This window comes from Pandoraea bronchicola (genome assembly GCF_902459805.1).
Classification (GTDB): domain Bacteria; phylum Pseudomonadota; class Gammaproteobacteria; order Burkholderiales; family Burkholderiaceae; genus Pandoraea; species Pandoraea bronchicola.
Window position 1 is genome coordinate 175,392 of sequence record NZ_CABPST010000008.1, and the last position, 26,600, is coordinate 201,991.

21 protein-coding genes and 1 pseudogene are annotated in these 26,600 nt (G+C 64.0%); 8 read left to right on the forward strand and 14 right to left on the reverse strand.

What is annotated here, in order from left to right; translation table 11 throughout:
- The first annotated feature begins 77 nt into the window (after positions 1-77).
- Genes PBR20603_RS15910 through PBR20603_RS15920 form a run of 3 tightly spaced genes read left to right on the forward strand, consistent with a single transcriptional unit; the run spans position 78 to position 2,445 of the window.
- Positions 78-560, forward strand: coding sequence for a helix-turn-helix transcriptional regulator (locus tag PBR20603_RS15910; RefSeq protein WP_246174747.1), 483 nt, complete (start codon positions 78-80; stop codon positions 558-560).
- Complete coding sequence (locus tag PBR20603_RS15915; protein ID WP_246174748.1) at positions 557-1,840, forward strand: MFS transporter; 1,284 nt, start codon at positions 557-559, stop codon at positions 1,838-1,840. Before PBR20603_RS15910 ends, PBR20603_RS15915 begins: the two co-directional genes overlap by 4 nt.
- A gap of 5 nt (positions 1,841-1,845) precedes the next feature.
- Positions 1,846-2,445 (forward strand): thiamine phosphate synthase, encoded by a 600-nt coding sequence (locus PBR20603_RS15920; RefSeq protein ID WP_150560482.1) that lies wholly within the window; start codon positions 1,846-1,848, stop codon positions 2,443-2,445.
- 225 nt (positions 2,446-2,670) lie between these two features.
- Here the strand turns inward: PBR20603_RS15920 and hpnC are convergent, their stop codons facing one another.
- Positions 2,671-3,534: a squalene synthase HpnC gene (gene hpnC / locus PBR20603_RS15925; protein ID WP_150560483.1), complete on the reverse strand. Its 864-nt coding sequence runs from the start codon at positions 3,532-3,534 to the stop codon at positions 2,671-2,673.
- A gap of 177 nt (positions 3,535-3,711) precedes the next feature.
- Here hpnC and hpnD point away from each other — a divergent pair, with 177 nt between their 5' ends.
- From hpnD to PBR20603_RS15945, 4 genes are all read left to right on the forward strand, one after another.
- Positions 3,712-4,560: a presqualene diphosphate synthase HpnD gene (gene hpnD / locus PBR20603_RS15930; protein WP_150560484.1), complete on the forward strand. Its 849-nt coding sequence runs from the start codon at positions 3,712-3,714 to the stop codon at positions 4,558-4,560.
- On the forward strand, positions 4,560-5,813 hold the full coding sequence (hpnE, locus tag PBR20603_RS15935; RefSeq protein WP_150560485.1) for a hydroxysqualene dehydroxylase HpnE: 1,254 nt from the start codon (positions 4,560-4,562) through the stop codon (positions 5,811-5,813). Before hpnD ends, hpnE begins: the two co-directional genes overlap by 1 nt.
- Before the next feature lie 228 nt (positions 5,814-6,041).
- On the forward strand, positions 6,042-8,006 hold the full coding sequence (gene shc / locus PBR20603_RS15940) for a squalene--hopene cyclase (RefSeq protein WP_150560537.1): 1,965 nt from the start codon (positions 6,042-6,044) through the stop codon (positions 8,004-8,006).
- A 12-nt stretch (positions 8,007-8,018) separates the two neighbouring features.
- Positions 8,019-8,714 carry a phosphorylase gene (locus PBR20603_RS15945; protein WP_150560486.1) on the forward strand — a complete coding sequence of 232 codons (696 nt, stop codon included), beginning with the start codon at positions 8,019-8,021 and terminating at the stop codon, positions 8,712-8,714.
- Between the two features lie 116 nt (positions 8,715-8,830).
- Here PBR20603_RS15945 and PBR20603_RS15950 read toward each other — a convergent pair whose 3' ends face one another.
- The 5 genes from PBR20603_RS15950 to PBR20603_RS15970 form a co-directional block, all read right to left on the reverse strand.
- Positions 8,831-10,033 carry a glycosyltransferase gene (locus PBR20603_RS15950; RefSeq protein ID WP_150560487.1) on the reverse strand — a complete coding sequence of 401 codons (1,203 nt, stop codon included), beginning with the start codon at positions 10,031-10,033 and terminating at the stop codon, positions 8,831-8,833.
- Positions 10,030-11,025: a hopanoid-associated sugar epimerase gene (gene hpnA / locus PBR20603_RS15955; RefSeq protein WP_150560488.1), complete on the reverse strand. Its 996-nt coding sequence runs from the start codon at positions 11,023-11,025 to the stop codon at positions 10,030-10,032. Before hpnA ends, PBR20603_RS15950 begins: the two co-directional genes overlap by 4 nt.
- Positions 11,026-12,147, reverse strand: a complete 1,122-nt coding sequence (gene hpnH / locus PBR20603_RS15960) for an adenosyl-hopene transferase HpnH (protein WP_150560489.1) — start codon at positions 12,145-12,147, stop codon at positions 11,026-11,028.
- A gap of 23 nt (positions 12,148-12,170) precedes the next feature.
- Positions 12,171-13,130 (reverse strand): 4-hydroxy-3-methylbut-2-enyl diphosphate reductase, encoded by a 960-nt coding sequence (gene ispH / locus PBR20603_RS15965; RefSeq protein ID WP_150560490.1) that lies wholly within the window; start codon positions 13,128-13,130, stop codon positions 12,171-12,173.
- A gap of 358 nt (positions 13,131-13,488) precedes the next feature.
- Positions 13,489-14,136 (reverse strand): MlaC/ttg2D family ABC transporter substrate-binding protein, encoded by a 648-nt coding sequence (locus tag PBR20603_RS15970; RefSeq protein ID WP_150560491.1) that lies wholly within the window; start codon positions 14,134-14,136, stop codon positions 13,489-13,491.
- 239 nt (positions 14,137-14,375) lie between these two features.
- Here PBR20603_RS15970 and hpnN point away from each other — a divergent pair, with 239 nt between their 5' ends.
- Entirely contained in the window at positions 14,376-17,009 is a 2,634-nt protein-coding gene (gene hpnN / locus PBR20603_RS15975) for a hopanoid transporter HpnN (RefSeq protein ID WP_150560492.1), read from the forward strand.
- Between the two features lie 85 nt (positions 17,010-17,094).
- Here the strand turns inward: hpnN and dxs are convergent, their stop codons facing one another.
- From dxs to PBR20603_RS24510, 8 genes and pseudogenes are all read right to left on the reverse strand, one after another.
- Positions 17,095-19,011, reverse strand: a complete 1,917-nt coding sequence (dxs, locus tag PBR20603_RS15980; protein ID WP_150560493.1) for a 1-deoxy-D-xylulose-5-phosphate synthase — start codon at positions 19,009-19,011, stop codon at positions 17,095-17,097.
- Positions 19,012-19,033: 22 nt separating this feature from the next.
- Entirely contained in the window at positions 19,034-20,107 is a 1,074-nt protein-coding gene (locus PBR20603_RS15985) for a 2-aminoethylphosphonate aminotransferase (protein ID WP_150560494.1), read from the reverse strand.
- Between the two features lie 41 nt (positions 20,108-20,148).
- Positions 20,149-21,336 carry a phosphonopyruvate decarboxylase gene (gene aepY / locus PBR20603_RS15990; RefSeq protein WP_150560495.1) on the reverse strand — a complete coding sequence of 396 codons (1,188 nt, stop codon included), beginning with the start codon at positions 21,334-21,336 and terminating at the stop codon, positions 20,149-20,151.
- Positions 21,329-23,038, reverse strand: a complete 1,710-nt coding sequence (aepX, locus tag PBR20603_RS15995; protein WP_150560496.1) for a phosphoenolpyruvate mutase — start codon at positions 23,036-23,038, stop codon at positions 21,329-21,331. The genes aepY and aepX overlap by 8 nt, the downstream gene beginning before the upstream one ends.
- Complete coding sequence (locus PBR20603_RS16000) at positions 23,035-23,799, reverse strand: phosphocholine cytidylyltransferase family protein (RefSeq protein WP_150560497.1); 765 nt, start codon at positions 23,797-23,799, stop codon at positions 23,035-23,037. Before PBR20603_RS16000 ends, aepX begins: the two co-directional genes overlap by 4 nt.
- 15 nt (positions 23,800-23,814) lie before the next feature.
- A complete protein-coding gene (locus PBR20603_RS16005) occupies positions 23,815-24,837 on the reverse strand; it encodes a flippase-like domain-containing protein (RefSeq protein WP_150560498.1) in 1,023 nt (340 codons plus the stop codon).
- Complete coding sequence (locus PBR20603_RS16010; RefSeq protein ID WP_150560538.1) at positions 24,838-25,662, reverse strand: HalD/BesD family halogenase; 825 nt, start codon at positions 25,660-25,662, stop codon at positions 24,838-24,840.
- Positions 25,642-26,298 (reverse strand): annotated as a pseudogene (locus PBR20603_RS24510) (CDP-alcohol phosphatidyltransferase family protein); the annotation flags it as partial. The gene PBR20603_RS16010 and the pseudogene PBR20603_RS24510, both read right to left, overlap by 21 nt.
- Between the last annotated feature and the right edge of the window lie 302 nt (positions 26,299-26,600).

Genomic DNA, 26,600 nt, shown 5'->3' on the forward strand with positions numbered 1-26,600 from the left:
ACGTCACGGGACTGAGAATTCAAGACCTCGCATTTCCCACAACGGCGTGGGGAAGGCAGTACGCGAGATCGGTAGAGATGCTTGATATTGCCGCCCGAGAAACGAAATCCGCCGTAAGCGCACGGCATCGCTTCATGGACAGCGATGGGGGCGTTCAAATGGAGGAGGCAACGAAATTCCCGATATTTGGATTCAACGGGAATGTTCTGGGCATCGTTAGCTATCGTCACGACGTGACACGAACACTTCCGCCAATCCGCATTTACCAGCTTTACCGGCATTTTTATCCTGCGCTTGAAGCCATCAAGCGATCGCTGGTTTTCTTCGGCGTCGAAACCCATTTCCTGTCCCTGCCGGCTGAAGCCCAAATTTGCGCATTCCTACTCGGATCGGAGCGCTACTCCAACAAGGAGATCGGCAGATTCATGGGGATATCGGACAGAACCGTCGAGTGTCATTGCGCCGCCCTGCGGAACAAGATCGTTGGCGGAGCGCTGACGCAAGCCTTACATATTCTCAAGAGAAACATGTTATGCGACGAAGATTCGATCCAATATTGAAAATTGCATTTACGGCAAATACGGTCGAATGGTTTGAGTTCTCGCTCACCGCGTTCATGGCATTGGAAATCGGTCGCCTCTTCTTTCCGGCTGCCAGCGACAAGAACGCACTGATGCTCAGTTTTCTGGTGTTCTCGAGCAGTTACCTGGCACGCCCCTTAGGCAGCATATTCTTTGGCATTCTGGGGAATCGGCGCGGTACGGGAGCGGCGCTGAAACTGAGTTTGCTCGGGATGGCGATTCCGGCATCGCTGATCGCATTTTTGCCCACGTATCAGACTGCGGGCTATGTAGCGACTGCTGCGTTGCTGCTGCTCAAGGTCATGCAGGGTTTTTGCGCAGGCGGGGAGACGCCATTAAGTGGCTACTACGTCTCGTTGAGTGTAAGCAACAGGAATCGAGGCGCGTACTGTGCGCTGGTTGCCGGTAGTGGTTTTAGTGGCATGTTGCTGGCGTCTGGAACCATCTTCGCATTGCCGTACGTGGCCAATTGGCTGCGCTTGGCGGATTTACCCATCTCAGGCTATGTGCCTGACACATGGAGATGGCCGTTTCTTCTTTGCATCCCGTTGTCGGTCCTGGTCTATTTTTTACGCTCGTCGATCGCAGCGGATCGAAAACCACCGATGCCCGTCGCTTCTCGCTCGCGCACGGCAACGCCGCTGGTGCAAGCCTTCATCCTGGTTGCGTACCTGGAAATCGCCATCTATTCGTTGTTCGTGTGGATGCCAAGCTATTTGCATACCTACCTGGGGATATCCAGCGCTGACGCTCGCTTGTCAAACGTCGCGGCGCTGCTGATCCTGTTCGTCTCAATGGTGGCGTCAGGTTATATCTCACGCTTCATCGACGCGTCCAGGCTCGCCGTCATTGGAATCGTTTCGTTGGCGTGGAGCGTCTATCCGTTGTTCTATGTCCTGCAGCAAGGAGATTTCGCCACACTGGTGGCTGTTCAGGCCGCATTTGCCGTCACGACCGGCTGCATGGGAGGCGTGATTTTCGTCATTCTTCCCGACCTGTTCAAGCACAACTGGGGAGACTTCGGCATGGCCGTCACTTACTCATTCGCCACCGCACTTTTGGGCGGAACTGCGCCGGTTGTGTGCGCCTATCTCATCAACGTGACGGACCTTCTGAGCGCACCGGCCATCTACATTGCGGCAAGCGGCTTATTGGCAGCGCCTGTGGCCTACCGTGTCTGCCGTGCGGATCGTGACCCAATACCCCATCTTCCGAGCGATAACGCCGCTAGCGCGTTTGCTTCTCGAGCCGGGCGCTGACGTCAATGGAACAGGTCACTCGATACCCCCTCACTTATCTGATCACGCCCGAACCGCCACGAAACGAACCGCTGGACGTTTTTATTGCGCAATTGGACTGTGCATTGAGGGCGGGCGTCCGTTTGGTGCAGCTACGCGCGAAGACCGTGACGTCTGCCCAGTACGCCTGGTTGGCCGAGAAGTCCCTGACCAGCTGTCGACGCTACAATGCGCGGCTGCTGCTCAATGCGCCGATAGCCATGGCCGAGGCACTCCAGGCTGATGGTATCCACCTCACGAGCACACGTTTGATGGCGTGCAAGCGTCGGCCTTTGCCGCGCGGGCAACTCGTCTCCGCCGCCTGCCATGACGCGCACCAGGTCAAGCATGCCAGCGAGATTGGTGCTGACCTGCTGACCATTTCACCCGTCCTTCCCACAGCGACCCACACCACCGCAGTGCCCCTCGGCTGGGCTCGATTTCGCGAACTTGCGGCGCTGACGTCAGTTCCCGCCTATGCATTGGGGGGAATGTCGCTTGGCACCATAACGGAGGCTCGTGATGCCGGTGCGCAGGGCATTGCCGCGATTCGCGCGCTGTGGGGCGGGGCGGTCGACCGCTCATGAGACTCCGCCTCGAGACGCTCGCGGGCCATTCTCAGTGGGCGCGAAAGGCCGTTTCCCACCCAGGCGGCGGCCAGTCGCGCGGGCTGACTCGAACAACCGCACGGCGGCGCTTGCCTTTCCGCAGTCAATCCGCGTTGCCTGAAGGTTCTTCTTCATACCAACGCCTCGTCTGAGCCGAGTCGCCCTTATCTTCAGCTTTGCCTGGCACGAAACATACCGGACAGGTCAACGGGCGCGCGCCTTGGGCGGCGTGCCGCTCAACTTCATGCAAAGGCCACGCAGGAACACGCGCAGTCCATCGCTCTTGCCCAGTTGAGGGCGGTGGCGGAAGACGTCGTAGTTGGCGGCTTCGATCATGTCGAGAATGCGCAGGCCGCCATGCACCACGCAGCACAGTTCCAGCCCGAAGCGTCCCGGTACGCGGTTGGCGAGCGGCGCGCCGCGCAGCATCATCTGCCGGGCGAAGTCGACCTCGTAGCGCATGAGCGCACGCCAGCGCTCGTCGAACGTCTGTGCACCGATGTCGGCGTCGGTAACGCCGAAGCGGGCCATGTCGTCCTGAGGCAGGTACACGCGCGCCTTGCGCCAGTCGACTGCCACGTCCTGCCAGAAGTTGATGAGTTGCAGGGCAGAGCAGATGTCGTCCGAGCACGCAATGTTCTCGGGCGTGTCGAGCTTGAACAGGCCGAGCATGATGCGGCCGACCGGATCGGCCGACCGGCGCGTGTAGTCGCGCAACTCGGCAAACGTCGCGTAACGCTTGACCTCGATATCCTGATCGAACGCCGAGAGCAGGTCTGAGAAGGGCTGGACCGGGAGTCGATGCTCGGCAATGACGCGCGCCAGAGCGGCGAACAGCGGCTTGTCGGGCGATGTCGGCTGCCCGGCGGCGATCTTGTCGAGTTCGGCCTGATAGGCCGCGAGGCCCGCGTGGCGCTCGGCGTTGGTCGCGTCGCCCTCGTCGGCAATGTCGTCGGCGGTGCGTGCGAAGTTGTAGATCACACCGACCGGCGCGCGCATTTCACGCGGCAGCAGGATGCTGGCGACCGGGAAGTTCTCGTAATGCTCGATCTTGGCGTCGGAAGTCATCGGGCTGGTAAGGCAATTGGGGCAACGCGGCTGCGCTGAGTGCCCCGAGATTCTATGCTATCGTTCCCAATCCTGGCGGGAAAGTCGCGCCAATCCCCGGTATACTTCCCTCCTTGCAAGAATCCCCTGAGTTTTGTCCGTGGTGTCACCCTGTTCCCCTGCACGACGAGGAGCCTCGTGAGCGTCGCCGAACCGATCGAAATTTCGCCTGAGCAAAGCAGCGCACGCGTGGCGTCGGGCAGCAGTTTTTACGCTGCGATGCGCATTCTGCCGCCCGCGCAGCGCGAAGGCATGTTCGAGATCTACGCCTTTTGCCGCGCCGTGGACGATATTGCCGACGACGGCGACGATACGTCGGCGAGCCGGATGTCGCGTCTGGCCGCATGGCGGCGCGATCTGGCCGATCTGTACGACGGACGCCCGTCGCCGTCGCTCGCGAACCTTGCCCGTGTGGTCAAGCAGTTCGGTCTGAAGCACGAAGATTTCATTGCCGTCATCGAGGGCATGGAAATGGATGCCTGCGGCCCCATCGTCGCGCCCGATCTGCCCACGCTCGATCTGTATTGCGATCGCGTGGCAAGCGCCGTCGGCCGTCTGTCGGTCAAAGTGTTCGGCATGCCCGAGCAGGACGGCATCGACTTGTCCTATCACCTGGGCCGTGCGCTCCAACTGACGAATATTCTGCGCGATATCGACGAAGACGCCGGTATCGGCCGCGTCTATCTGCCGCGCGAAACGCTGGCGGACGCCGGTATCGTGGGGGCCACGCCGGAGAGGGTCGTCGCCGCCAAGCTCGATCGAGCCTGTGCGCCGCTTATCGCCCAGGCTCGCGAACATTACGCGAAGGCGCGGGCGATCATGGCGCGGCATCCGCGACGTGTGGTCGTGGCGCCCGCCGTGATGGCCAAAGCCTACGGTGCGATTCTCGACAAACTCATTGCGCGCGGCTTTGCCGTGCCCCGCGAGCGCGTGCGAGTGCCGCGCTGGCGTCTCATTCTGATGCTGCTGCGGCAGATGGTCTTCTGATGGCGGGCACGGTTCACGTCATCGGCGCCGGCCTTGCAGGGCTGGCCGCCGCGGTAAGGCTTGCCACGCGCGGTGTGCCCGTTGTGCTGCACGAGGCCGCGCCGCAGGCGGGCGGGCGTTGCCGATCCTATTTCGACCGGCAGTTGAATGCCGTGATCGATAACGGCAATCATCTGGTGCTCTCGGGCAATACCACGATGCGCGAATTCACGCGCACCATCGGCGCCGAGCACACGCTGACCGGCCCCGGTCGCGCCGAGTTTGCGTTCATCGACCTCGATAGCGACGAACGCTGGACGGTGCGTCTGTCGGAAGGGCGTCTGCCGTGGTGGATCTTCGACAAGCACGCTCGCGTGCCGGACACGAAATGGTCGGACTATCTCTCGCTCGCGCCGCTGCTGCGCGCAGGGCCCGACGCGACGATGACCGACGCCATGCGTTGCCCGCCCACGCTGTACAAGCGGCTGATTCACCCGCTGTTTCTCGCCGTGCTCAACGCCGATCCGGCCGAAGGCTCGGCGCAGATGGCCGCTGCCGTCATTCGCGAGACGCTCGCCGCGGGCGGCAAGGCTTGCCATCCGCTGATTGCCAGCGACGGTCTGGACGTGTCGTTCGTCACGCCCGCACTGGCGTTCCTGGAAGCGAAGGGCGCGCGCGTGATGATGCAGCACCGTGTGCGTGCGTTGCACTTTGCGCCGGACGGCAGCCGCGTCGAAGCGATCGATTTTGGCGATGGCCCCGAGGCGCTTGCGGCGGACGATGCGGTGGTGCTCGCCGTGCCACCGAACGTGGCCGCGGCGCTGGTGCCGGAGCTGACTACGCCGGATGAATACCGCGCCATCGTCAACGCGCATTTTCAGGTGCCGCCGCCGCCGGGCTGCCCGCCGATGATTGGCGTGGTGAACGGTGTAAGCGACTGGATTTTCGCCTTCGATGGCCGTCTGTCGGTCACGATCAGCGGTGCAGATCATCTGCTCGACGAATCGCGGGAATCGCTCGCGCTTCGCATTTGGGAAGAGGTCGCACACGCCTGTCAGGTGCCGTCCACGCCGATGCCGGTGTGGCAACTGGTGCGTGAGAAGCGCGCCACGTTTGCGGCAACACCGGCGCAGGACAAGCGTCGCCCTGGCGCGCAGACGCGCTGGCGTAATCTCGCGCTGGCCGGCGACTGGACGGCCACCGGGCTGCCCGCGACCATCGAGGGCGCGCTGCGCAGCGGCAACCGGGCAGCCGACCTGCTGCGACCGGCCTGAGCCTCGTCGGATCGTCTTACGCGCTAGCCGGGCAGCAGAACCCGGCGCAATCGCAAGAGTGAATGTTTAACCGGCGCGCACGACGCGCCGCTCATACGCCTTTGAGTAGGCAAGAACGCCATGGATACGATACGCGATGCTTCCGAAAAGGAAGCGCGACGCACGGCCACTGCCACGGCCGTGGACCTCAAGCTGCATACCGAACTTGCCCAGAAAGTGAGCACGGCAATGGCCACGCAGACCCTGGAAACAGGGATCGACCGCTCGATCACGGCACTGCTCGACCTGCAACAGGACGACGGTCACTGGCTGTTCGAACTGGAAGCCGACTCGACCATTCCGGCCGAGTACGTGCTGCTCCGTCACCATCTGGGTGAGAAGGTCGACGCCGAACTCGAAGCGAAGATCGCCGCGTATCTGCGTCGTATTCAGGGCGAACATGGCGGCTGGCCGTTGTTCCACAAGGGCAAGTTCGACATGAGCGCCAGCGTGAAGGCGTACTTCGCGCTCAAGATGATCGGCGATCCGATCGATGCGCCGCACATGGTGCGTGCCCGCGAGGCCATCCTCTCGCGGGGCGGCGCGCAGAATTCGAACGTCTTCACGCGCATTCTGCTGGCACTCTACGGCGTGCTCTCCTGGCGTGCCGTGCCGATGATGCCTGTCGAGATCATGCTGTTGCCGCAGTGGTTCCCCTTCCATCTGTCGAAGGTGTCGTACTGGGCCCGTACCGTGATCGTGCCGCTGCTCGTGTTGCAGGCCAAGCGCCCGCTTGCACGTAACCCGAAGGGTGTCGGTATCGACGAGCTGTTCATCGGCAACCCCAAAGATGTCGGCCCGCCCAAACGTGCGCCGCATCAGAGCCGTTTCTGGTTCACGTTCTTCTCAGGGGTCGATCACGTGCTACGTGCGCTCGATCCGTTCTTCCCGAAGAGGCTGCGCGAGAAGTCGATCAAGCGCGCCGTCGATTTCGTCGAGGAACGTCTGAACGGCGAAGACGGGCTCGGCGCGATTTATCCGGCGATGGCCAACGCGGTCATGATGTACGACGTGCTTGGCTATCCGGAAGATCATCCGAGCCGCGCGATTGCCCGCAAGTCAGTCGAAAAGCTGGTGACGCCCGCCGATCACGAGACCTACGTGCAACCATGCCTGTCGCCGGTATGGGACACTGCCCTGTCGGCGCACGCGTTGCTCGAAACCGGTGATAAGCGCGCGATCGAAATGGCGGGCAAGGGCCTCGAGTGGCTCATTCCGCTCCAGATTCTGGACGTGCGTGGCGACTGGATTTCGCGTCGTCCGAACGTGCGTCCCGGCGGCTGGGCCTTCCAGTTTGCCAACCCCCACTACCCGGACGTGGACGACACCGCCGTGGTCGCCATGGCGATGGATCGCTATGAGAAGCTCGCCGGCACGTTCGAGAACGACAAGGTCGATGCCAGCACGCGTCCGATGCGTCATGCGATCGATCGCGGCACGGAGTGGGTGATCGGCATGCAGAGCGGCAACGGGGGCTGGGGGGCCTTCGAGCCGGAGAATACGCATCTGTATCTGAACAACATTCCGTTCTCGGATCACGGCGCGTTGCTCGATCCGCCGACGGTGGACGTCTCCGCACGTTGCCTCTCGATGCTGGCGCAACTGCCGCAATCGCCGGAGCGCAAGGCGTCAGCGGATCTGGCGTTGAAGTACATTCTCGACGATCAGGAGGCCGACGGCAGCTGGTACGGCCGCTGGGGCATGAATTTCGTGTACGGCACGTGGTCGGCCATGTGCAGCTTGCAGGCAGCGGGTTTGCCGCCGGAGCATCCGGCGCTGGCACGGTCGGCACAATGGCTCATCTCGATCCAGAACGCCGACGGCGGCTGGGGCGAAGACGGCGACAGCTACAAGCTCGAGTACAAGGGCTATGAGTCGGCGCCGAGCACGTCGTCGCAGACGGCCTGGGCGTTACTCGGTCTGATGGCCGCGGGCAAGGCCAACGATCCGGCGGTCAAGCGCGGCATCGACTATCTGCTCAACACGCAGAACGACGAAGGGCTTTGGGACGAGGAACTTTACACGGCGACGGGCTTCCCTCGAGTGTTCTATCTGCGTTATCACGGCTATCGCAAGTTCTTCCCGCTGTGGGCACTCGCGCGCTATCGTAATCTGACGGTGCGCAACGATTGCCCCGTGCCCTGCGGCATGTAAAACGCGAACGCCATGACCCCGCCCATCATCGTTGTGACCGGTATGCCCTTCGAAGCGCGCATCGCGCGCGGCAACGGGGTGCTCGTGGTCTGCGCGCAGAACGACACGCTCGCCGCAGACCTGGAGGTTGCGATGGCACGTGATGGCGCGCGCGGGCTGGTGAGCTTCGGTACGGCGGGCGGGTTGATTCCCGGCATGAAGCCCGGTCAGTGGGTGATCGCGCACAAGGTGCTGGATATGCCACAGCAGGCGCGCGAGTATGTGGCGGCCATTGGCTGGGCCGACGCATTACGTCGTGCCATGCCCGGTGCCTTGCGCGCCGATCTGGCAGGCGTGACTGCGCCTGTGGTGAACGCGGACGACAAAGCCGCGTTGCTTCGCGAGAGCGGGGCGGCAGCGGCGGATATGGAATCGCATATCGTGGCGCGAGTGGCGCAGGCGCACGGGCTGCCGTTCGTCGCCGCACGGGTGGTGATTGATCCGGCCGAACGGTCTCTCCCTCCGGCGGCGCTCGCGGGGCTTCGCAGCGACGGTTCCACCGACATTCTCGGCGTGCTGCGCTCGCTGGCCGTCAATCCATTGCAATTGCCTGCGTTGCTGCGCGTCGGGAAAGACGCCAGCCTCGCCAGGCAGTCCATGCGTCACGGACGCCAGATCGTGGCCCTCAAGCTGGGCGATGGCTTCGGTGCCGTGGCCGCCGGCATCTGATCGCGTCGGTCCCCGCACGGCCTTTCAACGGCAAGCGTCACCCAGGAAAAATGCCAGCGCGTCTTTGCAGACGGGCTGGCATTTTCGTTTTGGGCCGAGACCGGCAGGTGGCTGGTTCACACGTCCGACGATTGCTGTCCGCGCGCCTGAGCGCGTCCCTTCCACATGCCACCACGACCGCGCCAGTGTTGCAGTGCCGAGTCGAACGTGAAGACGGTGTACAACGCAGCGACGAGCGGCAGCATCGGTCCGAAGCTCGACGGCTGACGATAGAAGCGCAGCATCGGCAGGTACGACAGCGTCATCGCAATCCAGGCAAAGAGACCCAGCCACTGGGCAATGCCCGAGGCGAAGATCGTCATGGCAGGCGGCACGATGAACGTGAGCAGCAGCGATACGATGGTGCCCGCGAGCAACACCGGCGAGTACTGCAACTGTGCATAGGCCGTGCGCGACACCATCTTGCGAATCTCGCCGAGGTTGTCGTACGGACGCACGCTGACGGCCCGCTCCGTGAGACCCAGCCAGATCGCGCCTTGCTTCTTGAGCAGACGTCCCATGGCGCAGTCGTCGATGATCTCGTCGCGAATGGCTTCGATACCGCCACCGGCTTCGAGCGAGGCGCGATGAATCAGCATGCAACCGCCTGCGGCCGCCGCCATGCGCTTCTTCGGATCGTTGACCCAGGCGAACGGGTACAGCATCTGGAAGAACAGCACGAACGCGGGAATCAGCGTGCGTTCGAACCATGCCGTGCAGCGCAGCTTTGCCATGAGCGAGACGAGCACGCGATTGTCGCCCGTGGCACGCGTGACCAGACGACGCACATTCTCCGGCGAATGCGCGATGTCGGCGTCCGTGTGCAACAGATAGTCGGGCGCGATGCCATCGTCGTTTGTGGCGGGATCGCTCGCGAACGCCACCCCCTGACGCACCGCCCACATCTTGCCGGTCCAGCCACCGGGCAGCGGCTGGCCGCTGAGCACATCCACGCGGCGGATGAAGCCGTCGGCGGCTGCACGTGCGGCGGCTTCGCGGGCGAGATCGGCCGTGCCGTCGTGGCTCTGATCGTCGACAACCACGATGCGCAGCCGTCCCGCATAGTCCTGACGGCACAGCGATTCAACCACTTGTCCGATCGATTCCGCCTCGTTGCGCGCGGGAATGACAACGGCCACGACGGGCCAGACGCCGGGCGCCGGCAGGCGCGCTTCGTCCAGATCGTCACGCTCACGCGCGCGCCAGAAATCACCCTGCGAACTCAGCAGATAGATCCAGATGGCCAGCGACAACGCGGCAATCCAGGCCAAAACAGTCATGACAGATATCCGGCAGAACCAAACCAGGCGAGCGCGTCGCGCAGGCCTTCGGAGTAGGGGCGGGCAGTGTAGCCAAGATCGCGCTTCGCCTTCTCGGACGAGAAGAACATGTGGTAGCGCGACATCTTCAGGCCATCGACGGTGACGAACGGCTCTTTGCCCGTGAAGCGAGCAACGCCTTGCGCTGCCATCGCGAGCGGATAGAGCGGCCAACGCGGCAGTGCAATCTTTGGGGCCTTGCGATCGACCATACCCGCAATGCCCGCGAGCATGTCACGCAGCAGAACGTCGTCGCCGCCAAGAATGTAGCGCTCACCGATGCGTCCGCGCTCGAGAGCAAGCAGATGGCCTTCGGCGCAATCGTCGACGTGAACGAGATTCAGGCCCGTATCGACAAACGCGGGAATCTTGCCTTGCGCGGCTTCGACGATGATGCGCCCGGTCGGCGTGGGCTTGATGTCGCGCGGACCGATGGGCGTGGACGGATTGACGATCACGGCGGGCAGGCCGTCGTTCGCAATCATTCGCTCGACCAGACGTTCGGCCGCCACCTTGCTGCGCTTGTACACGCCGATGGTGGTGGCTTCGTCGTTCGGGGAGGTTTCGTCGACGGGACCGACGGCGTCGTGAACACGCAGTGTGGCGACACTGCTGGTGTACACCACGCGCTCGACGCCTGCACGCAGCGCGGCTTCCATCACCGTGCGCGTGCCGTCGATGTTGGCCCGCATGATGTCGTTCGGATCTTTCGCCCAGAGACGATAGTCGGCGGCGACGTGGAGCAGGGCATCGACCCCGGTGAGCGCGCGTTGCATCGATGCCGCATCGCGCATGTCGCCTTCCACGACTTCAACGGGCAGGTCGGCGAGGTTCGCGCGCGGACTGGTGCCACGCACCAGCAGGCGAACCTCGTGACCGCGCGCGAGCGCCGTGCGTGCCACCGCAGAACCGACGAACCCGGAGGCGCCGGTGACCAGCACACGCGACGGCATTTACGCCTTGGCCCGGCGCAGTTCGTCGAGCTTGATCTCGACGTGCTTCGAGAACACGAACTCGGCCGGACGCTGCTTGGCGAACGAGACGTCCTCGGCCATCGGGCCATCGGTACGCACGCCCTTGAGCGCGACACCCAGCGCGCGCAGCGGACGCGTCAGCGTCTCGTTCACGGCCGTGGCTTCGAAGCCGCTGTGCACCATGCAGTCGGCGCACTTCTCGTAGTTGCCCACACCGTACTTGTCCCAGTCGGTGGTTTCCATCAGTTCCGTGTACGTCTTGGCATAGCCTTCGCCAAGCAGGTAGCACGGACGCTGCCAGCCGAACACGGTACGCGTCGGGTTACCCCACGGCGTGCAGTGGTACGAACGGTTGCCGGCAAGGAAGTCCAGGAACAGGCTCGATTGGCTAAACGTCCAGTTCTTGCCGCCGTTGCCGCGCTTGAGAATGTCGCGGAACAGTTGCTTGGTCTTCGAACGGTTCAGGAAGTGCTGCTGATCCGGCGCGCGCTCGTAGGCATAGCCCGGCGAGACGGTAATGCCGTCAAGGCCAAGGTCCTTCGTCGAATCGAAGAACTTGGCGACCTTCTCCGGATCGGCGTTGTTGAACAGCGTGCAGTTGATGTTCACGCGGAAGCCGCGCGACTTGGCCAGCTTGATGGCGGACACGGCGCGGTCGTACACACCTTCCTGCGACACGGCGGCGTCGTGCATTTCACGGTCGCCGTCGAGGTGAATCGACCAGACGAAGAACGGGCTCGGCTCGTAGTCGTCGATCTTCTTTTCGAGCAACAGGGCGTTCGTGCACAGATAGACGAACTTCTTGCGTGCGATGATGCCCTTGACGATCTCCGGCATTTCCTTGTGCAGCAGCGGCTCGCCACCGGCGATCGAGACCACCGGTGCGCCGCATTCGTCCACGGCGTCGAGCGAGTCCTTGAGCGAGACGCGCTGATTCAGGATGGGGTCCGGATAGTCGATCTTGCCGCAGCCCGAGCAGGCGAGGTTGCAGCGGAACAGCGGTTCGAGCATGAGCACCAGCGGGTAGCGCTTGTTGCCCTTGAAGCGTTGCTTCATCAGATAGGCGCCAACATACGCCTGTTGCAGGAAGGGGATGGCCAAGTTCGGCTCCTGTTCGTGTTGCGTTAGCCAGCGACCGCGTGTTGCGCGGCGACCGGCTCGTGTTTAATCAATTCCGACGGCAGGCGAAACTGGATGGTTTCCTCGATGCCGTCCATGAGAGTCACTTCGACGGTGTCGATGCGACGCAGTGCGTCGATCACGTCTTCGACCATGCGCTCGGGCGCAGATGCCCCGGCGGTAATGCCGATGCGGGCCTGGCCGCGCACCCATTCCGGATTCAGCTCTGAGCCATCGGCCACCAGGTAGCTCGGCAGTCCCATTTCGGAGCCGATTTCGCGCAGGCGGTTCGAGTTCGAGCTGTTCGTCGCCCCGACCACCAGCAGTACATCCACGCGCTCGCACAGCTCGCGCACGGCGGTCTGGCGATTCTGCGTGGCATAGCAGATGTCTTTGGTGTTCGGGCCGACGATATTGGTAAAGCGACGTTGCAGCGCAGCAATGATACCGCGAGTCTCGTCGACCGATAGCGTGGTCTGAGTGACGTACGACAGCGGCGTATTGTCGGCGAGCGGCAGGGCGTCGACATCGTCTTCGGTCTGCACGAGATGCACGGGACCGTCGATCTGGCCCATCGTCCCTTCGACTTCGGGGTGGCCGGCATGACCGATCAGAATGACTTCACGGCCGGCAGACACGTAGTTCTTGCCCTGAATGTGCACTTTGGTGACGAGCGGGCAGGTGGCATTGAGCACCTTCAGACCGCGCGTCTGCGCCTCCTGTTCGACGACGCGTGCGACGCCATGGGCGCTGAAAATGGTCACAGCGCCCGCAGGAGCTTCGGACAACTCGTCGATAAAGCGCGCGCCCTTGGCCTTGAGCGAATCGACCACATGTTTGTTGTGGACGATCTCATGGCGGACGTAGACCGGGGCGCCGTATTTTTCCAGGGCGCGCTCCACGATCTCGATGGCACGTATGACACCCGCACAAAAACCGCGGGGTTGGGCAAGGAAGACTTGCATTCAGCTCTCCGGCTCAGGTCGGCCGGGATGGCGGTGCTATCGGGTGTCCATGTCGTGAAAACTATGGCCTCATGCAGCGCGCGGCGCCAGCTTCGATGGCATTTCGCGCGCCCCCGCGGGGGACCGCCGTCCGGTCGTTTGACAAGCAGCGATTGTAACCGCCGCGGCCAAATATTGCTGACGACCCCCTATGGGAAGCCGCCTGCGAGTGTTGCATAAATGTTGACGAATCAGCGCGTATCTGGATTGGATTTGCGCCGAATCTGCCGTTAAGTTGAAAAATCCGCCGCGCATACGCTGGCGCCGGCCCCCTGGGTTGGCCGCGCCGGTCACGCTGTGCGTCAACAAGTCATTGATTTTATTTGCCGAAACGCTCGTTCTTCTCGCGCAGATAGGCGATCAGGCTGTCGATGCCGCCCTGGGCGATACGGGCTTTGAACTGCGGCTGATACAACTGGATGAGCCACGCGTCGGCCACGTTCTCGCCCATCATGTTGATGTCGTAGATCTTCCAGCCCTTGTCGGTCTTGGCCAGACGGTAGGCCACCGAAAGATTGTCGCCGGTGCCGCTCACCGAGGCGCCCACCACGACGTCGGTGCTGTTCGCCGTGAGTTTGGCCGGGGAGAACTTGAACGAGATCTGCGTGCCACGCACTTGCGAGAGTTGCAGCGCGAACGTGTTCACGAGCAACTGCTGGAACTGTTCGAAGACCTGCTGCTGCTGGGCCGGCGTGGCGGTATCGAACGCCTTCGGGCCCACGGCGTAGCGCGTGGTGCGATGGAAGTCGGTATAGGGCAGGAACTCGCGGGCCACGACACGTGCGGTAGCGCTCACATCACCGTCACGGGCGGCCGCGTCGGCCTTGGCGGCCTTGACGACCGTCTCGACTGCGGTCTTCACCATATCGTTCGGATTGGCGCTGTTTGCCTGTGCCCAGGCGCTCGAGACACCAGCGATGCCGCTGACTGCGACGGTAGCGATTGCCGTCACCAGAAATTTGTTCATACGTTGAAACCCAGCTCGTCTTCGTCGGTTTATATCGGGTAGGCCCGTAGTGTAGTCCACGCGGCCTTGTATACTGCTTCGATTTTGCAAATTCACCGTTTCCTCGTATTTCACTAGCCGATCGACGGATTTGTTCCGCGATTGGTTCCCCGGCGCACCCGATCCATAACGATTCGTTACCTTATGGATCGAGGCGGCCGAAGGCGAGGACGGCCCCCACTTTCTTCCGGAACCGCTACATGCTGACTTCGCTCGTCGTGCGCATCGTCCGTTTTTCGGCGAAGCACGCGTACCCAGTCATCTTCGCTTCGCTGCTCCTCGTCATCGCGAGTGGCGTGTACGTCGCCAAGCACTTTGCGATCAACACCGACATTTCGGGCCTGATCGATCTGAACACGCCCGCCGCCGAGCGCGGCCGTGAAATCGACCGCGCTTTCCCGCAGAAGGTCGACATCACGCTCGCCGTGGTGCAGGCCCCGGCCGTAGAGTTCGCCGACCGGGCCGCTGCCGAACTGGCCGAGAAGCTGTCGACCGAGACGGACGTGTTCCGGTCGGTGAGCCGCCCCGGATCGGGCGAGTTCTTTGCCCGCAATGCGCTGCTCTTCGCGTCTGTCGATGACGTGAAGTCGCTCACCGGCAAGCTCGAAGACGCCAAGCCGCTGCTTAACCGCCTTGCCGGGGACCCCAGTCTGACGGGCTTGTCGAATCTGCTGTCGGTCACGTTGCAGACGCCGTTGCTCACGGGGCAGGTGAAGCTGCCGGACATGGCGCGCCTGCTCGGCAATGCGGCCGATACGACCGAGGCGGTGCTGGCAGGCCGCCCTGCCGGCATGTCGTGGCGCGCGCTCGTCGCGCCGGATACCGTGGCCCGCAGCTACGTGCAGGTGCAGCCCGTGCTGGACTATGCGGCGCTCGAAGCCGGCGCCAACGCCGCTGCCCGCATTCGCGAAGCCGCGGCCGATCTGAAGCTCATGGAGCGCTATGGCGCGACGGTGCGGCTGACGGGGCCGCGCCCGCTGTCCGACGAAGAGTTCGCGTCGGTGAGTCAGGACGCCGGGCCGAACGCCGTCATCACGCTGCTGGCCGTGCTCGTGGTGCTGTGGCTGGCGGTGCGCTCGGGCAAGATGATTCTCGCGGTGTTCATCACGTTGCTGGCGGGGCTGATCATCACGTTTGCGCTTGGTCTGATGATGGTCGGCGCGCTCAACATGATTTCGGTGGCGTTCGCCGTGCTGTTCGTCGGCATCGGCGTGGACTTCGGTATTCAGTTCGGTGTGCGCTATCGCGAAGAGCGTCATCGTCTGGACAATGACGGCAAGTCGTCCAGCGACGAGGTGCTTCGCGGTGCGCTCTCGGGGGCAGGCAAGGCGATTGCGATGCCGTTGTCCCTGGCCGCTGCGGCCACGGCGGCGAGCTTCTTCTCGTTCTTGCCGACGGACTATCGCGGTGTGTCCGAGTTGGGGCTGATCGCAGGCGTGGGCATCTTGTGCGTGGCATTTCCGTCGGCCATTACGTTGCTGCCCGCGCTCATCAGTGTGTTCAAACCGAAGGGCGAGGCGAGCCCGCCGGGCTTTCGCAGTCTCGGTCCGGTCGACGATTTCACCGACAAGCACCGCAAGCCGTTGCTGTACGGCACGCTCGCCCTCGTGGTCGCGGGCCTGCCGCTGCTTGCGCATCTGCACTTCGACTTCAACCCGTTGCATCTGAAGGATCCGAAAACGGAGTCGATGGCGACGTTGCTGGATCTGGCCAACTCGCCGGAAGCCGGGGTCAACGACGTGCAACTGCTCGCCCCGAATCTTGGCGCTGCCGATGCCGAGGCCGCGAAGCTGCGCGCCGTGCCTGAGGTCGGTCGCGTAGTCACGCTCACGACATTCATTCCGGCGGACCAGCCGGCCAAGCTCGCGCAGATCGGCGCGGCTGCCGCATCGCTGCTGCCGGTGCTCTCGCAAACGCCGCTGGCCCCGGTGGCCGATGCGGCTCGCGTGTCGTCGCTCAAGACGGCGGCTGGCCAGTTGGAAGACGCTGCGCTCGATCATCCGGGCGACGGCGCGAAGGAGGCGCAGCGTTTGGCTGCGGCCTTGCGCAAGCTCGCGGCGGCCGATGCGGCCACGCGTGACCGGGCCGATCGCGCAATTGCCGATCCGTTGAAGCTCGCGCTTGGCCAACTGCGCGATGCGCTGCAACCGCGCGCGGTGACGCGCGAGTCGCTGCCCAAGGACATCATTTCGCAATGGGTCGCGGCCGATGGCCGCGCGCTCGTGAACATCTCTCCGCATGTGGCGAAGGGGGCGGATCCGAGCGACGACGCGATGCTGCGCAAGTTCAGTGCCGCCGTCCTGGCGACTACGCCGGATGCGGTTGGCGGCCCGATCTCGATCTTGCGCTCGGCCGACACGATCATCCGCGCGTTCATCGAGGCAGGCATCTGGGCTTTGCTCTCGATCACCGTGCTGCTGTGGCTGGCGCTGCGCAACTTCGGCGACGTGCTGCGTACGCTGGTGCCGCTGCTGGTGTCGGCGGCCGTCACCCTCGAAATCACCGTGCTGATCGGTTTGCCGCTGAACTTCGCGAACATCATCGCGCTGCCGTTGCTGCTCGGCGTTGGCGTGGCGTTCAAGATCTACTACGTGATCGCATGGCGTGAGGGGAAGACCCGCTTGCTCGCCTCGAGTCTGACGCAGGCGATCGTGCTATCGGCCGCCACCACGGGCATCGCCTTCGGCAGTCTGTGGCTGTCGCATCACCCGGGGACGTCGAGCATGGGCAAGCTGCTGGCGCTCTCGCTTGTATGTACGCTGATCGGCGCGGTATTTTTCCAGCCCGTGCTCATGGGCAAGCCGCGTGAGAAGGGGGCGCCGCCATCAGCCTGATGGCACGCAAGTCATGAAAGTCATGACATGAAAAAACGGCACCCGAAGGTGCCGTTTTTTTTATGGGCGTGGTGAAATGCGTCGCTCAGGAGGCCGAGGGCACCGCCTCGACCCTGCCGCCGAGACGCTCGGCCAGGGCCCGGCGAATCGACGCCGCGACGCCCTGTACATCGAGCCCCACCGACGCGAGTTGCTGCGCGGGCGTGCCCTGATCGATGTACGTGTCGGGCAATCCCAGTTGCAACACCGGAACCAGCACGCCATTGGCGTTGAGCGCTTCGACACAGGCCGTGCCAGCACCGCCCATCACGGAACCTTCCTCGAGCGTGACGACGAGATCGTGCGTGCGAGCCACCTCGAGCAGCGTGGCTTCGTCGAGCGGTTTGACGAAGCGCATGTTAACCACGCTCGCATCGAACTCTCCAGCCACTTGTTCGCTCAGGGCCACCATCGCGCCGAATGCCAGAATCGCCACGCGACGGCCCGCCGGGGCGGCGCTCTGACGACGCACCTGGGCACGGCCCACGGGCAGCGTCGACAAGCCGGCCTCGATCTTCACGCCGGGACCTGTGCCGCGCGGGTAACGCACCGCGCTCGGGCCGTCGATGCCGAGCGCCGTCTGCAACATCTGACGGCATTCGTTCTCGTCGGCCGGGGCCATCACCACCATGTTCGGGATGCAGCGCAGGTAGGCGATGTCGTAGGCGCCCGCGTGCGTCGCGCCGTCGGCACCGACGAGACCACCACGATCGATCGCGAAAACGACAGGCAGGTTCTGCAGGGCCACGTCGTGAATCACCTGATCGTAGGCGCGCTGCAGGAACGTCGAGTAGATCGCCACCACTGGCCTGAGTCCCTCGGTCGCCAATCCGCCCGCGAATGTCACGGCGTGCTGCTCGGCGATGCCAACGTCGTAGTAGCGCTCAGGGAAACGCTTTTCGAACTCCACGAGCCCGGAGCCTTCACGCATTGCCGGTGTGATGCCGACGACGCGCTTGTCTGCTGCCGCGGCGTCGCACAGCCATTCGCCGAAGACCTGCGTGTAGGTTTTGGCCGAGACGGCGCCCGGTGCCGCCGGACGAATCCCTTCGCTCGGGTTGAACTTGCCCGGGCCGTGATACAGCACCGGATCAGCCTCGGCGAGCTTGTAGCCACGGCCCTTACGCGTCACGACATGCAGGAACTGCGGCCCCTTGAGCGCCTTGATGTTCTCGAGCGCGGGGATAAGGGCGTCCAGATCGTGGCCGTCGATGGGGCCGAGATAGTTGAATCCGAATTCCTCGAACATCGTGCCCGTTGGCGAGACGATGGCCTTGGCGTGCTCTTCGAGCTTGTGCGCCAGCTCGCGCATCGGCGCGGGGGCGTTGCGCAGCAGATGGCGCACGCTTTCCTTGCCGGCCGAGTAAAACTGCCCCGACATCAGCCGTGTGAGGTATTGATTGAGCGCCCCGACCGGTGGCGAGATCGACATGTCGTTGTCGTTGAGCACCACGAGGAACGGCAGGTCTTCGTAGACCCCCGCATTGTTCAGCGCTTCGAACGCTTCACCGGCGGTCATGGCGCCGTCGCCGATCACGGCGATCGCATGCCGCTTCTCGCCCTTGACCTTGCTGGCCAGCGCCATGCCCAGCGCTGCCGAAATCGACGTGCTCGAATGCGCCGTGCCGAACGTGTCGTAAGGCGACTCGTCGCGTTTCGGAAAGCCCGAGAGGCCTTGCCATTGGCGAAGCGTCGGCATGGCCTCGCGGCGGCCCGTCAGGATCTTGTGGGGATAGGTCTGATGACCCACGTCCCACACGATGCGGTCGTTAGGGGTGTCGAAGACGTAGTGCAGCGCGATCGTCAGTTCGACGGTGCCCAGATTCGACGAGAGGTGGCCGCCGGTGCGCGAGACGCTGTCGAGGACGCAGGCGCGCAATTCGTCGGCCAGACGCCGCAAGTCGGCGCGCGAGAGCGCACGCAGTTGAGTCGGGGATTGGATGCTGGCTAGCAGATCGGTCATGGCTGAACGTCCGTCCCCGCGCTCACTTCACCAGTCTGGTGAAGGACGCCAGCAGGCGATCGATGTCGGCGGCCGTGAGGTTGCCCATCGTCGAGATACGGAACAGCTCCTTGGACAAGCCGCCTTGCCCCGCGTAGATCACGAAGCCGTCGGCCTTGAGCCAGTCGTGCAAACGCGGATAGTCGACACCGGCGGGCAACTTGTAGGCGCGCAGTACCACCGAGGATTCCCCCGGCGGCAACGCGCTGTCGATACCCAGTGCAGCCAGACCGGCACGCGCTTGCTCGGCGAGTGCGCCGTAATGCGCATGGCGCTTTTGCCAGCCACCGGCGTCGTCGAGTTCGCGCAGGGCTTCGACGAGTGCATAGTACGCGTGTACCGACGGTGTGAACGGCGTGTTGCGCTCGGCCTGCAGCTTGGCCAGGCGCGCGATGTCGAGGTAATACGTGCGGCTCGCGGCCTTGGCGAGCGCGTCTTTGCGCACCATGACGAACGATACGCCCGGCACACCGTGCACGCACTTGTTCGCGGTGGCGGCAACGGCCACGATGCCCGAATCATGGAAGTCGATGGCTTCGGCGGCGAAGCTGCTCACGCCGTCGACCAGCAGACCGATGCCGCGTTCGCGGCATGCGGCAGCGATGCCGGCCAGATCGTTCAGACGTCCCGTCGTCGTCTCGTGGTGGATGATCGCCACGTTCGTGTACGGACGATCCCCCGCCGTGTCGAGCTTGTCGACGATTTGTGCGAGATCCGGGGCTTGCATCCATTCGAAATGGATGACGTCGTGATCGATGCGGTATTGCTTCGCGATCTGCGAGATGCGCTCGCCATACACGCCGTTCTCGACGATCAGCAGGCGCCCGCCCTCCGGCACCAGGCCGGCGGTCATGCTCTCGACGGCCGCTGTGCCCGAGCCGGTCATCAGTACCGGCGTCCACACGGCGGGGTCGAGACCATACACGGCGCTCAGGCGGGCGCGGGCTTCATCCTGCAGGTCGAAGAATTCGGGCTCGCGGTGGCACAGATCGGGTTGCAGCAGGCTCTTGCGGACTCGCTCGGTCAGGGTGACGGGGCCCGGATTCAGTAACAGCATGGCGAAGCTTCCTCGGCAGATTTCGTGAAAGGGAGAGGCACTCAGGCCGAAGCCTGTGCGCGTTGTGCAATGTGGTCCATCAGGCGCGACTTCACAGCTTCCGGCGTGATCTTCGGGCGCGGCAGCCCGTCGGGTGTTCCCGGACGCGTGGTCAGGCACGCGAAACGCGGACCATCGTTCAGGCTCGCGGTGCGGCCGTCGAACAATTGTTCGATGACGTCGAGTGTGTCGCCTTCAAGAGCGAGCGCATAACCGCTGGCGGCGGCAACGCCCGCGAACGAGACCGTCGGTGAGACCGTAGCTTGCGCGCCGGTCGAGTCGTGCGAAGCGTTGTCGAGCAGCAGGTGCACGAGATTCGACGGACCGTAAGCGCCCAGCGTGGCAAAGGCGCCCATGCGCATGAGTGCGGCGCCGTCGCCATCGAGCGCGACGACGCGCAGGTCGGGGCGCGCCAGTGCGAGGCCCAGCGCCAGGGTCGTCACGCATCCCATCGAGCCGACCATGTACAACTGGTTGGCGCGGTCGTCGAGTGCATACAGTTCGCGGCCACAGAAGCCGGTCGATGCCAGAACGACGGTGCCCTGGAGCGGTGTGTGAGCGATGACACGCGCCAGCGCGTCGCGACGAGCAGGCAACTCGGACGGCGCCACGCCCTGCACCAGCGACACCGGCGCGGGCTGGGCCGGACGCGCGGGGCGCTCGACCGGTTGCAGCGGGTGGGGGGCGACGCTGCCTTTTTGCATCACGAGGGCGTAGGGGCGGCCGGTCTCGTCCATGTGACGAACCGCGCGCTCCAGTGCCGGGGCAATCGCTTCGGGCTCCGTCGGGAACAGTTCCCAGGGCACTTCCATCAGGTCGAGCATGGCCGGCGTGATCGGACCCATGAGCGCGTGTTGCGGCTCGTCGGTGATGCCCGGCTGGCCACGCCACGTCACGATCAGCAATTGCGGCAGACGGAAGGTCCACGTGAGCGAGGTCAGCGGGCTCACGGCGTTGCCGAGGCCCGAGTTCTGCATCATCGTGACCGAGCGCGCGCCACGGCCTTCGCCGAGCGTCGCACCGGCGGCGATGGCGACCGCGTCGCCCTCGTTGGCCGCCGACAGATAGTGCAGTGTCGGGTCTTGCAGCACGTAGTTGATGAACGGCGTGAGGAACGAACACGGCACGCCGGTGTACCACATGAAGCCGTGCTTGCGCGCGGCTTCGACGAACTGTCCGGCCTCAATCACCCTGAGTCTCCTGAGCTGCACCGCCTAACGGCGTCTGAGCGTGGGCGAAATCCGCTGCGCGGCGGAATTCTTCCATGTCGTTCACACCGCGCCAGTGGCCGTGTACGTATTGCACTTCGATCTTGGCACCGTCTGCCGCGAGGGCGTTGATCAGGTCGGGCATGCCGAGCTGGTCGAAATCCGCACGCGTCTGCAATGCCGCGAAGACGCGCTGCAGTTGCGCGCGGCCTTCGTCGCCGCGCACCCCCAGCAGGCCGATCCAGCGGCCGTTGGGCGTGCGCCCGGCGTCCGTGGCGTTGCCGCTGATCTTCTCGAGCAGCACTTGTTGGCCAAACAGGCCGCGGTCGTCGCCGGCCGAGCAGTACGCGAAGTCGCGCACGCTGGCGTTGGCGGCATTGGCCGTGGCCGCAGCGGTGGAGTCGACAACAACCGTGAAGCCGGCGTGGCTCTCGACCAGATCGCGCACGATGTAGCTGCGAAACAGCAGGTCGCCGTAGGAGATGACCGTGTCGTGCGTGAAGGCGTTGGCCACGCGGGCGAGCGAGGCGAGTTCGCCGGTTTCGGCGTGACGCTCGTTGACGGCCAGTGTGATGCCTGCCGTGTCGATCGCGTCGGCACGATAGCCGCCCACGACCGTGATGTCGTTCACGTTCTGCTTCTTGAAGCCGTCGACCAGCCAGCGCAGCAGCGGCTTGCCGGCAACGGGCAACATCACCTTCGGGCGGTCGGTCGTCACGCTCTCCAGGTTCTTGCCACGGCTGGCGGCCAGCACGATGGCCGAGCGCGGCGCGTTTGCCGCGGACAGGTAGCGGTCTTCGGCTTCGGTGTATTCGTCCGCATCTTGCAGACGGAAGATCTCATCGACGGTCGCGATGCGGTCCTCGACGTTGATGAGTGTCTCGCTGCGGTGAATCTCGGCGGCTACGGCTTGCATGGCCGACGTGGCGGAGCGAATCAGATGGTTCGCCCAGATCACGACACTGATGCCCGCGTCGCGGAACACATCGGTCGGCGTGCTGTAGTACTTCGTCGGCACGATCACCAGCGGGCAGCGGTTATCCCACTCACGGGCGAATTGCACGATCTCGTCGGCGCGCTTGAGCTTGCTGTGAATCAGGATGGCGTCGGCGCCGGCCTGGCGATAGGCCTCTGCGCGGCGCAGCGCTTCTTCCATCCCCCAACCGGCGATCAGCGCTTCGACACGCGCCACGATCGAGAAATCGTCGTCGGCCTGCGAGTCCTTGCCGGCCTTGATCTTGCCGCAGAACTCGTCGATGTCCGCGAGCGGCTGGCGTTCGCCGCCAATGAAGCTGTTGGTCTTCGGGAAGACCTTGTCTTCGATACACACGCCGGCCACACCACGTTGCTCGAGCTTGCGCACGAGACGTCGCATGTTGTTGAAGTTGCCGTAGCCAGTGTCGCCATCGAGCAGGATCGGCAGATTGCCGGCGTCGGCCATGAACTCGAGGTTGTCGACAACCTGCGTCCAACTCGCTTCGTTGTTGTCGCGCACGCCGAACTGCGCCGAAATGGCCAGTCCCGATGCCCAGATGCCCTTGAAGCCCGCTTCGCGCACGATACGTGCGGACAGGCCGTTGTGGGCTTCCATCAGAAATTCGAGTTGATCGCTGCGCAACATGGCGCGCAGCTGCGACGCGCGCGTAGCGGTCGGCGGGAGGGTGAATGCGTCGGGAGCGTTCATTCTGACACCATCGTGAGCGGTTCGAGTTGCGGCAGCACCTGTTCGGCGGCGCGCTTCACGTCTTCAGGGTAGTCGATTTCGATCCACGGGAAGCCTGTGACGTCGGCCGTTTCGAATTGCGCACCGCGCTCGAGCAACAGATCGCGCACGGCTTCTTCGTGCGGCATCTTGGCGCGGCCCGATTCGACGTAATCACGCACGATTTCCGCAAGACGCGTGGCCGTTGCCTCATTGAAGCGGAAGAAACCGACCGATTCGCCCACGGTGTCGTATTCCAGGCCGACCATGACCTGCTTGCGCAGTTCGACGGGCACGCCGTTGCGCAGGCACAGCTTGACCGGCTCGTCGCCCACTTCGAAGTCGCGGTCGATGAGCAGGCGGTTCGCCGTCTTGCCCGCCACCAGGGCGTTGAAGATGCGTTGGTCGTAGAGCACGTCCGCGTCCATGACGAGCACGTCACCGCCTGCGGTCATCGCGTCGGCGGCCGTGTGCAGCGTCAGCACGCTGCCGAGATGGAATTCCGGATTGAGACGGATCTGCGGACGCGGCGTCCAGTCCAGACGATCGAGGGCTTCGCTCACTTGCTCGTGATGGAAGCCGAGCGCCAGCACGACGTCGGTAATGCCCGCCGCTGCGAGCATGCGCAGATGACGCTCGAGCAGCGACATGCCGTCGAACGGCAGCAGGCACTTGGGCGACTGCTTGTCTTCGGGCTGGAGCAAACGCAGGCCCATGCCTGCTGCGAGAATGATGGCCCGCATGATGAATATCCTTCTTTAAAGCGGTGCAGTATCCGTGGCGGAAGACAGCGGCACGCTTTGTTGCGAGGCACGCTGGCGGCGCCAGCCACGTTCGGAGAAATGCAGGTAGACGAGGCCCGGCACGCCGAGCAGCAGCTCGCGCGTACGCTTGGCCAGCGAAAGGGCCAGCGCGGCGTCGGCCGGCAGCCCCACGAGCGGAGCGAGCAGCAGGTAACCGCCTTCCTGCACGCCGAGCGAGCCCGGCACGAAGAATGCGGCGCCGCGAATCGCTTGCCCGAGGCTTTCGAGCAGCAGGGCGTCGACCCAGCTCACCGGGTGGCCGATGAATTGCAGTATCAGCCAGACTTCCACCGTGCCGACGATCCAGCCGACGAGACTGAGCAAAAAGCTCGCGAGCACCTGACGGCGCTGGCCGTACATGCGCTGGACGATCTCGTCGACGGCGTCGGCCCGGTCGAGCAGCGACGACCAGTCGCGCTTGGACGACATCTTCGAGAGCATGCGGAACGCCCAGCCGAAGATGCCACGCCGTTGCGCCACGTAGAACGCATAGAGCAGCGCGGAGATGAGCGCGGTGGCGAGCAGCATCGGCAGCCAAAGGCTGTCTTCGGTGCGGTGCGTTGCGCTGATGCCGAAGACGGCCAGTCCGAGCAACGCGAACACGATTTGCGCCACGGCTTGCAGTGTCGTGCTCACGGTAATGGCCGCTGCGGCTTCGCGACCGGCCAGCCCGCGCTGCTTCATTTGGCGCACCATCGCGATCGGCCCGCCGATCTGACCGGCCGGCAGCAGGCTGTTGACCGATTCTCCGACCCAGCGCGTGAGGGTGGCGCGACGCAGCGAGCAGGACTTCGCCACCAGCACCTGAATGGCGGCGGCGTCGAGCACCAGCGGCACGAGGTGGAAAGCGGCGATGGGCAGCAGTCCCCAGCCGGCGACCGCCAGCGTGGACATCACCGATCCCGCACCCTGCCAGATCAGCAGGGCGACGAAAAGGGCGACACCGAGGGTGAGAGAGACGATGGCAGTCCGGTTCATTTAGCGCTTCGTCCGTCCCAATACCTGACGAAACACTTGCCGGAAACCGAAGTAGGCGATGGCGTCTTTCATGTTCGAGATAAAGCGCTGCCACGTGCCCATGCGCGGGTCGGTCACGTACTCGAACGTGAGCGAGATTCGCTCCTCGTTGTCGCCGAGCGGCGTGATCCGGTGATGCAGTTTGTCCCCGTCGAAGAACACCAGCGCGCCAGGCGGATACGCCACGGCGCCATCGACTTGCGGCACACCGGGATTGCGTGTGTGAAGCCGGTATTCGAGCTTGCAGCTCGATTGGTCCACCACGCCAAGCAGCAGCGTGTAGCGGCGGCCCTTGTAATAGGAAGTGTCGTAGTGCCAGCCGATGTGGTCGCCCGGACGCGTGTAGTAATACAGCGCGTACGCGTGCGGGTCGTCTTGCGGCGAAGGCAGCAGCTTCTCGCCGGCCAGTCGCTCCAGAAAGCGCATCAGGGCAGGCGAGCGGTACAACTCCGCCACGAACGGGGCAAGCTCGTCAAGCGTGTGGCGGCTCACGCTGCCACCCTGCTTGTGACCGGGGAGGTAGTTACGGTTCACGTTCGGCGTGACAGAGCGTGCCGCCACGATCAATTGTTCCGTGACCGGCTTCGGCAGGAATTTCTCGAGATAGAGGAACGCGTCCTGCGCTTTGAACTCGCGGGTAACGGCGTCGAAGTCGATGGCGTCCAGCGCGCGCTCGATTTCGGCGTCTGCCGCGAAAGCCGCAGGCGCCATCGGCGCGACCGAGGCCGCCGGTGCGTCGGCAGGGGTGGCACGCTCGTCGGCCTTGACCGGCAGCGGGCGGCGCATCACGCGCACATAGTCGGCGACCACCAGCAGCGCGAAGAGCGGCGCGCCGATGGCGGCGGCGATCAGGAAACCGCGCGTGCCGTCGAACAGCGTGACAAGCGGCATCAGATAGAGCACATCTTCCGTCTCGAAACCGCCAACCGACGCCTGTTTCGTGCCGGCCTTGCCCACGCGCTCTTCAATGCGCATGCGCAAGAAGAAGATGAGGGCTACCGCAATGCCGGCAATCCAGCCGAGTGCGGTGGCCGATAGCGGGACGGGCAACGGGTAGGGGGTCGGGGCGACGGCCGCGACCCCCATCCCGATGCCGCCAAACAGCAGCACGGTCACGAAGGCGTCCGAGGCGAGATCGTACAGGTGGCCGATGCGGCTGGTCTTGCCGCTGATGCGCGCCAATTCGCCATCCGTGTGGTCGATGAAGTTCGACAGCACGAGCAGCACGGCGCCCAGATTGGCCATGGCATAGCCACCCTGTGCAAACGCCCAGGTACACGCCAGCCCGACGATCAGGCGAAGCGTCGTGAGGTGGTTGGGGCTCACTCGGGTATTGACGAGCGGTGTGACCAGCCAGCGCGCAAGGCGCGCATCGTATTGGCGCGGACGCGGCGGTACAGGACGTGCGGTTTTGCTCGTCATTGGCGCAGCAGAAGGCGCCGAAATGATTTTCGGTATCGTTTCCATGAGGGGGGAATATATACCCATAAGGCGGTAATGTGCAGCGCACCTAAATAGCCCCGTACCTACCGCGGCAGCCTTGGTGATTCGGGGCGTCGCCTGGCGACGGTCCCATCCCTGCGCTTGCGTGCTGCCCGTTCCGAGGGCTCGCCAAAGACGGTTTTACTACCTTAGGTGATAAGCGTACAGAGTTCGGGATTATATTCCGCAATACGCTATTTCGCTTTGCAGGCATCCGGCGTCGTTTTGACGCACCGACAGGG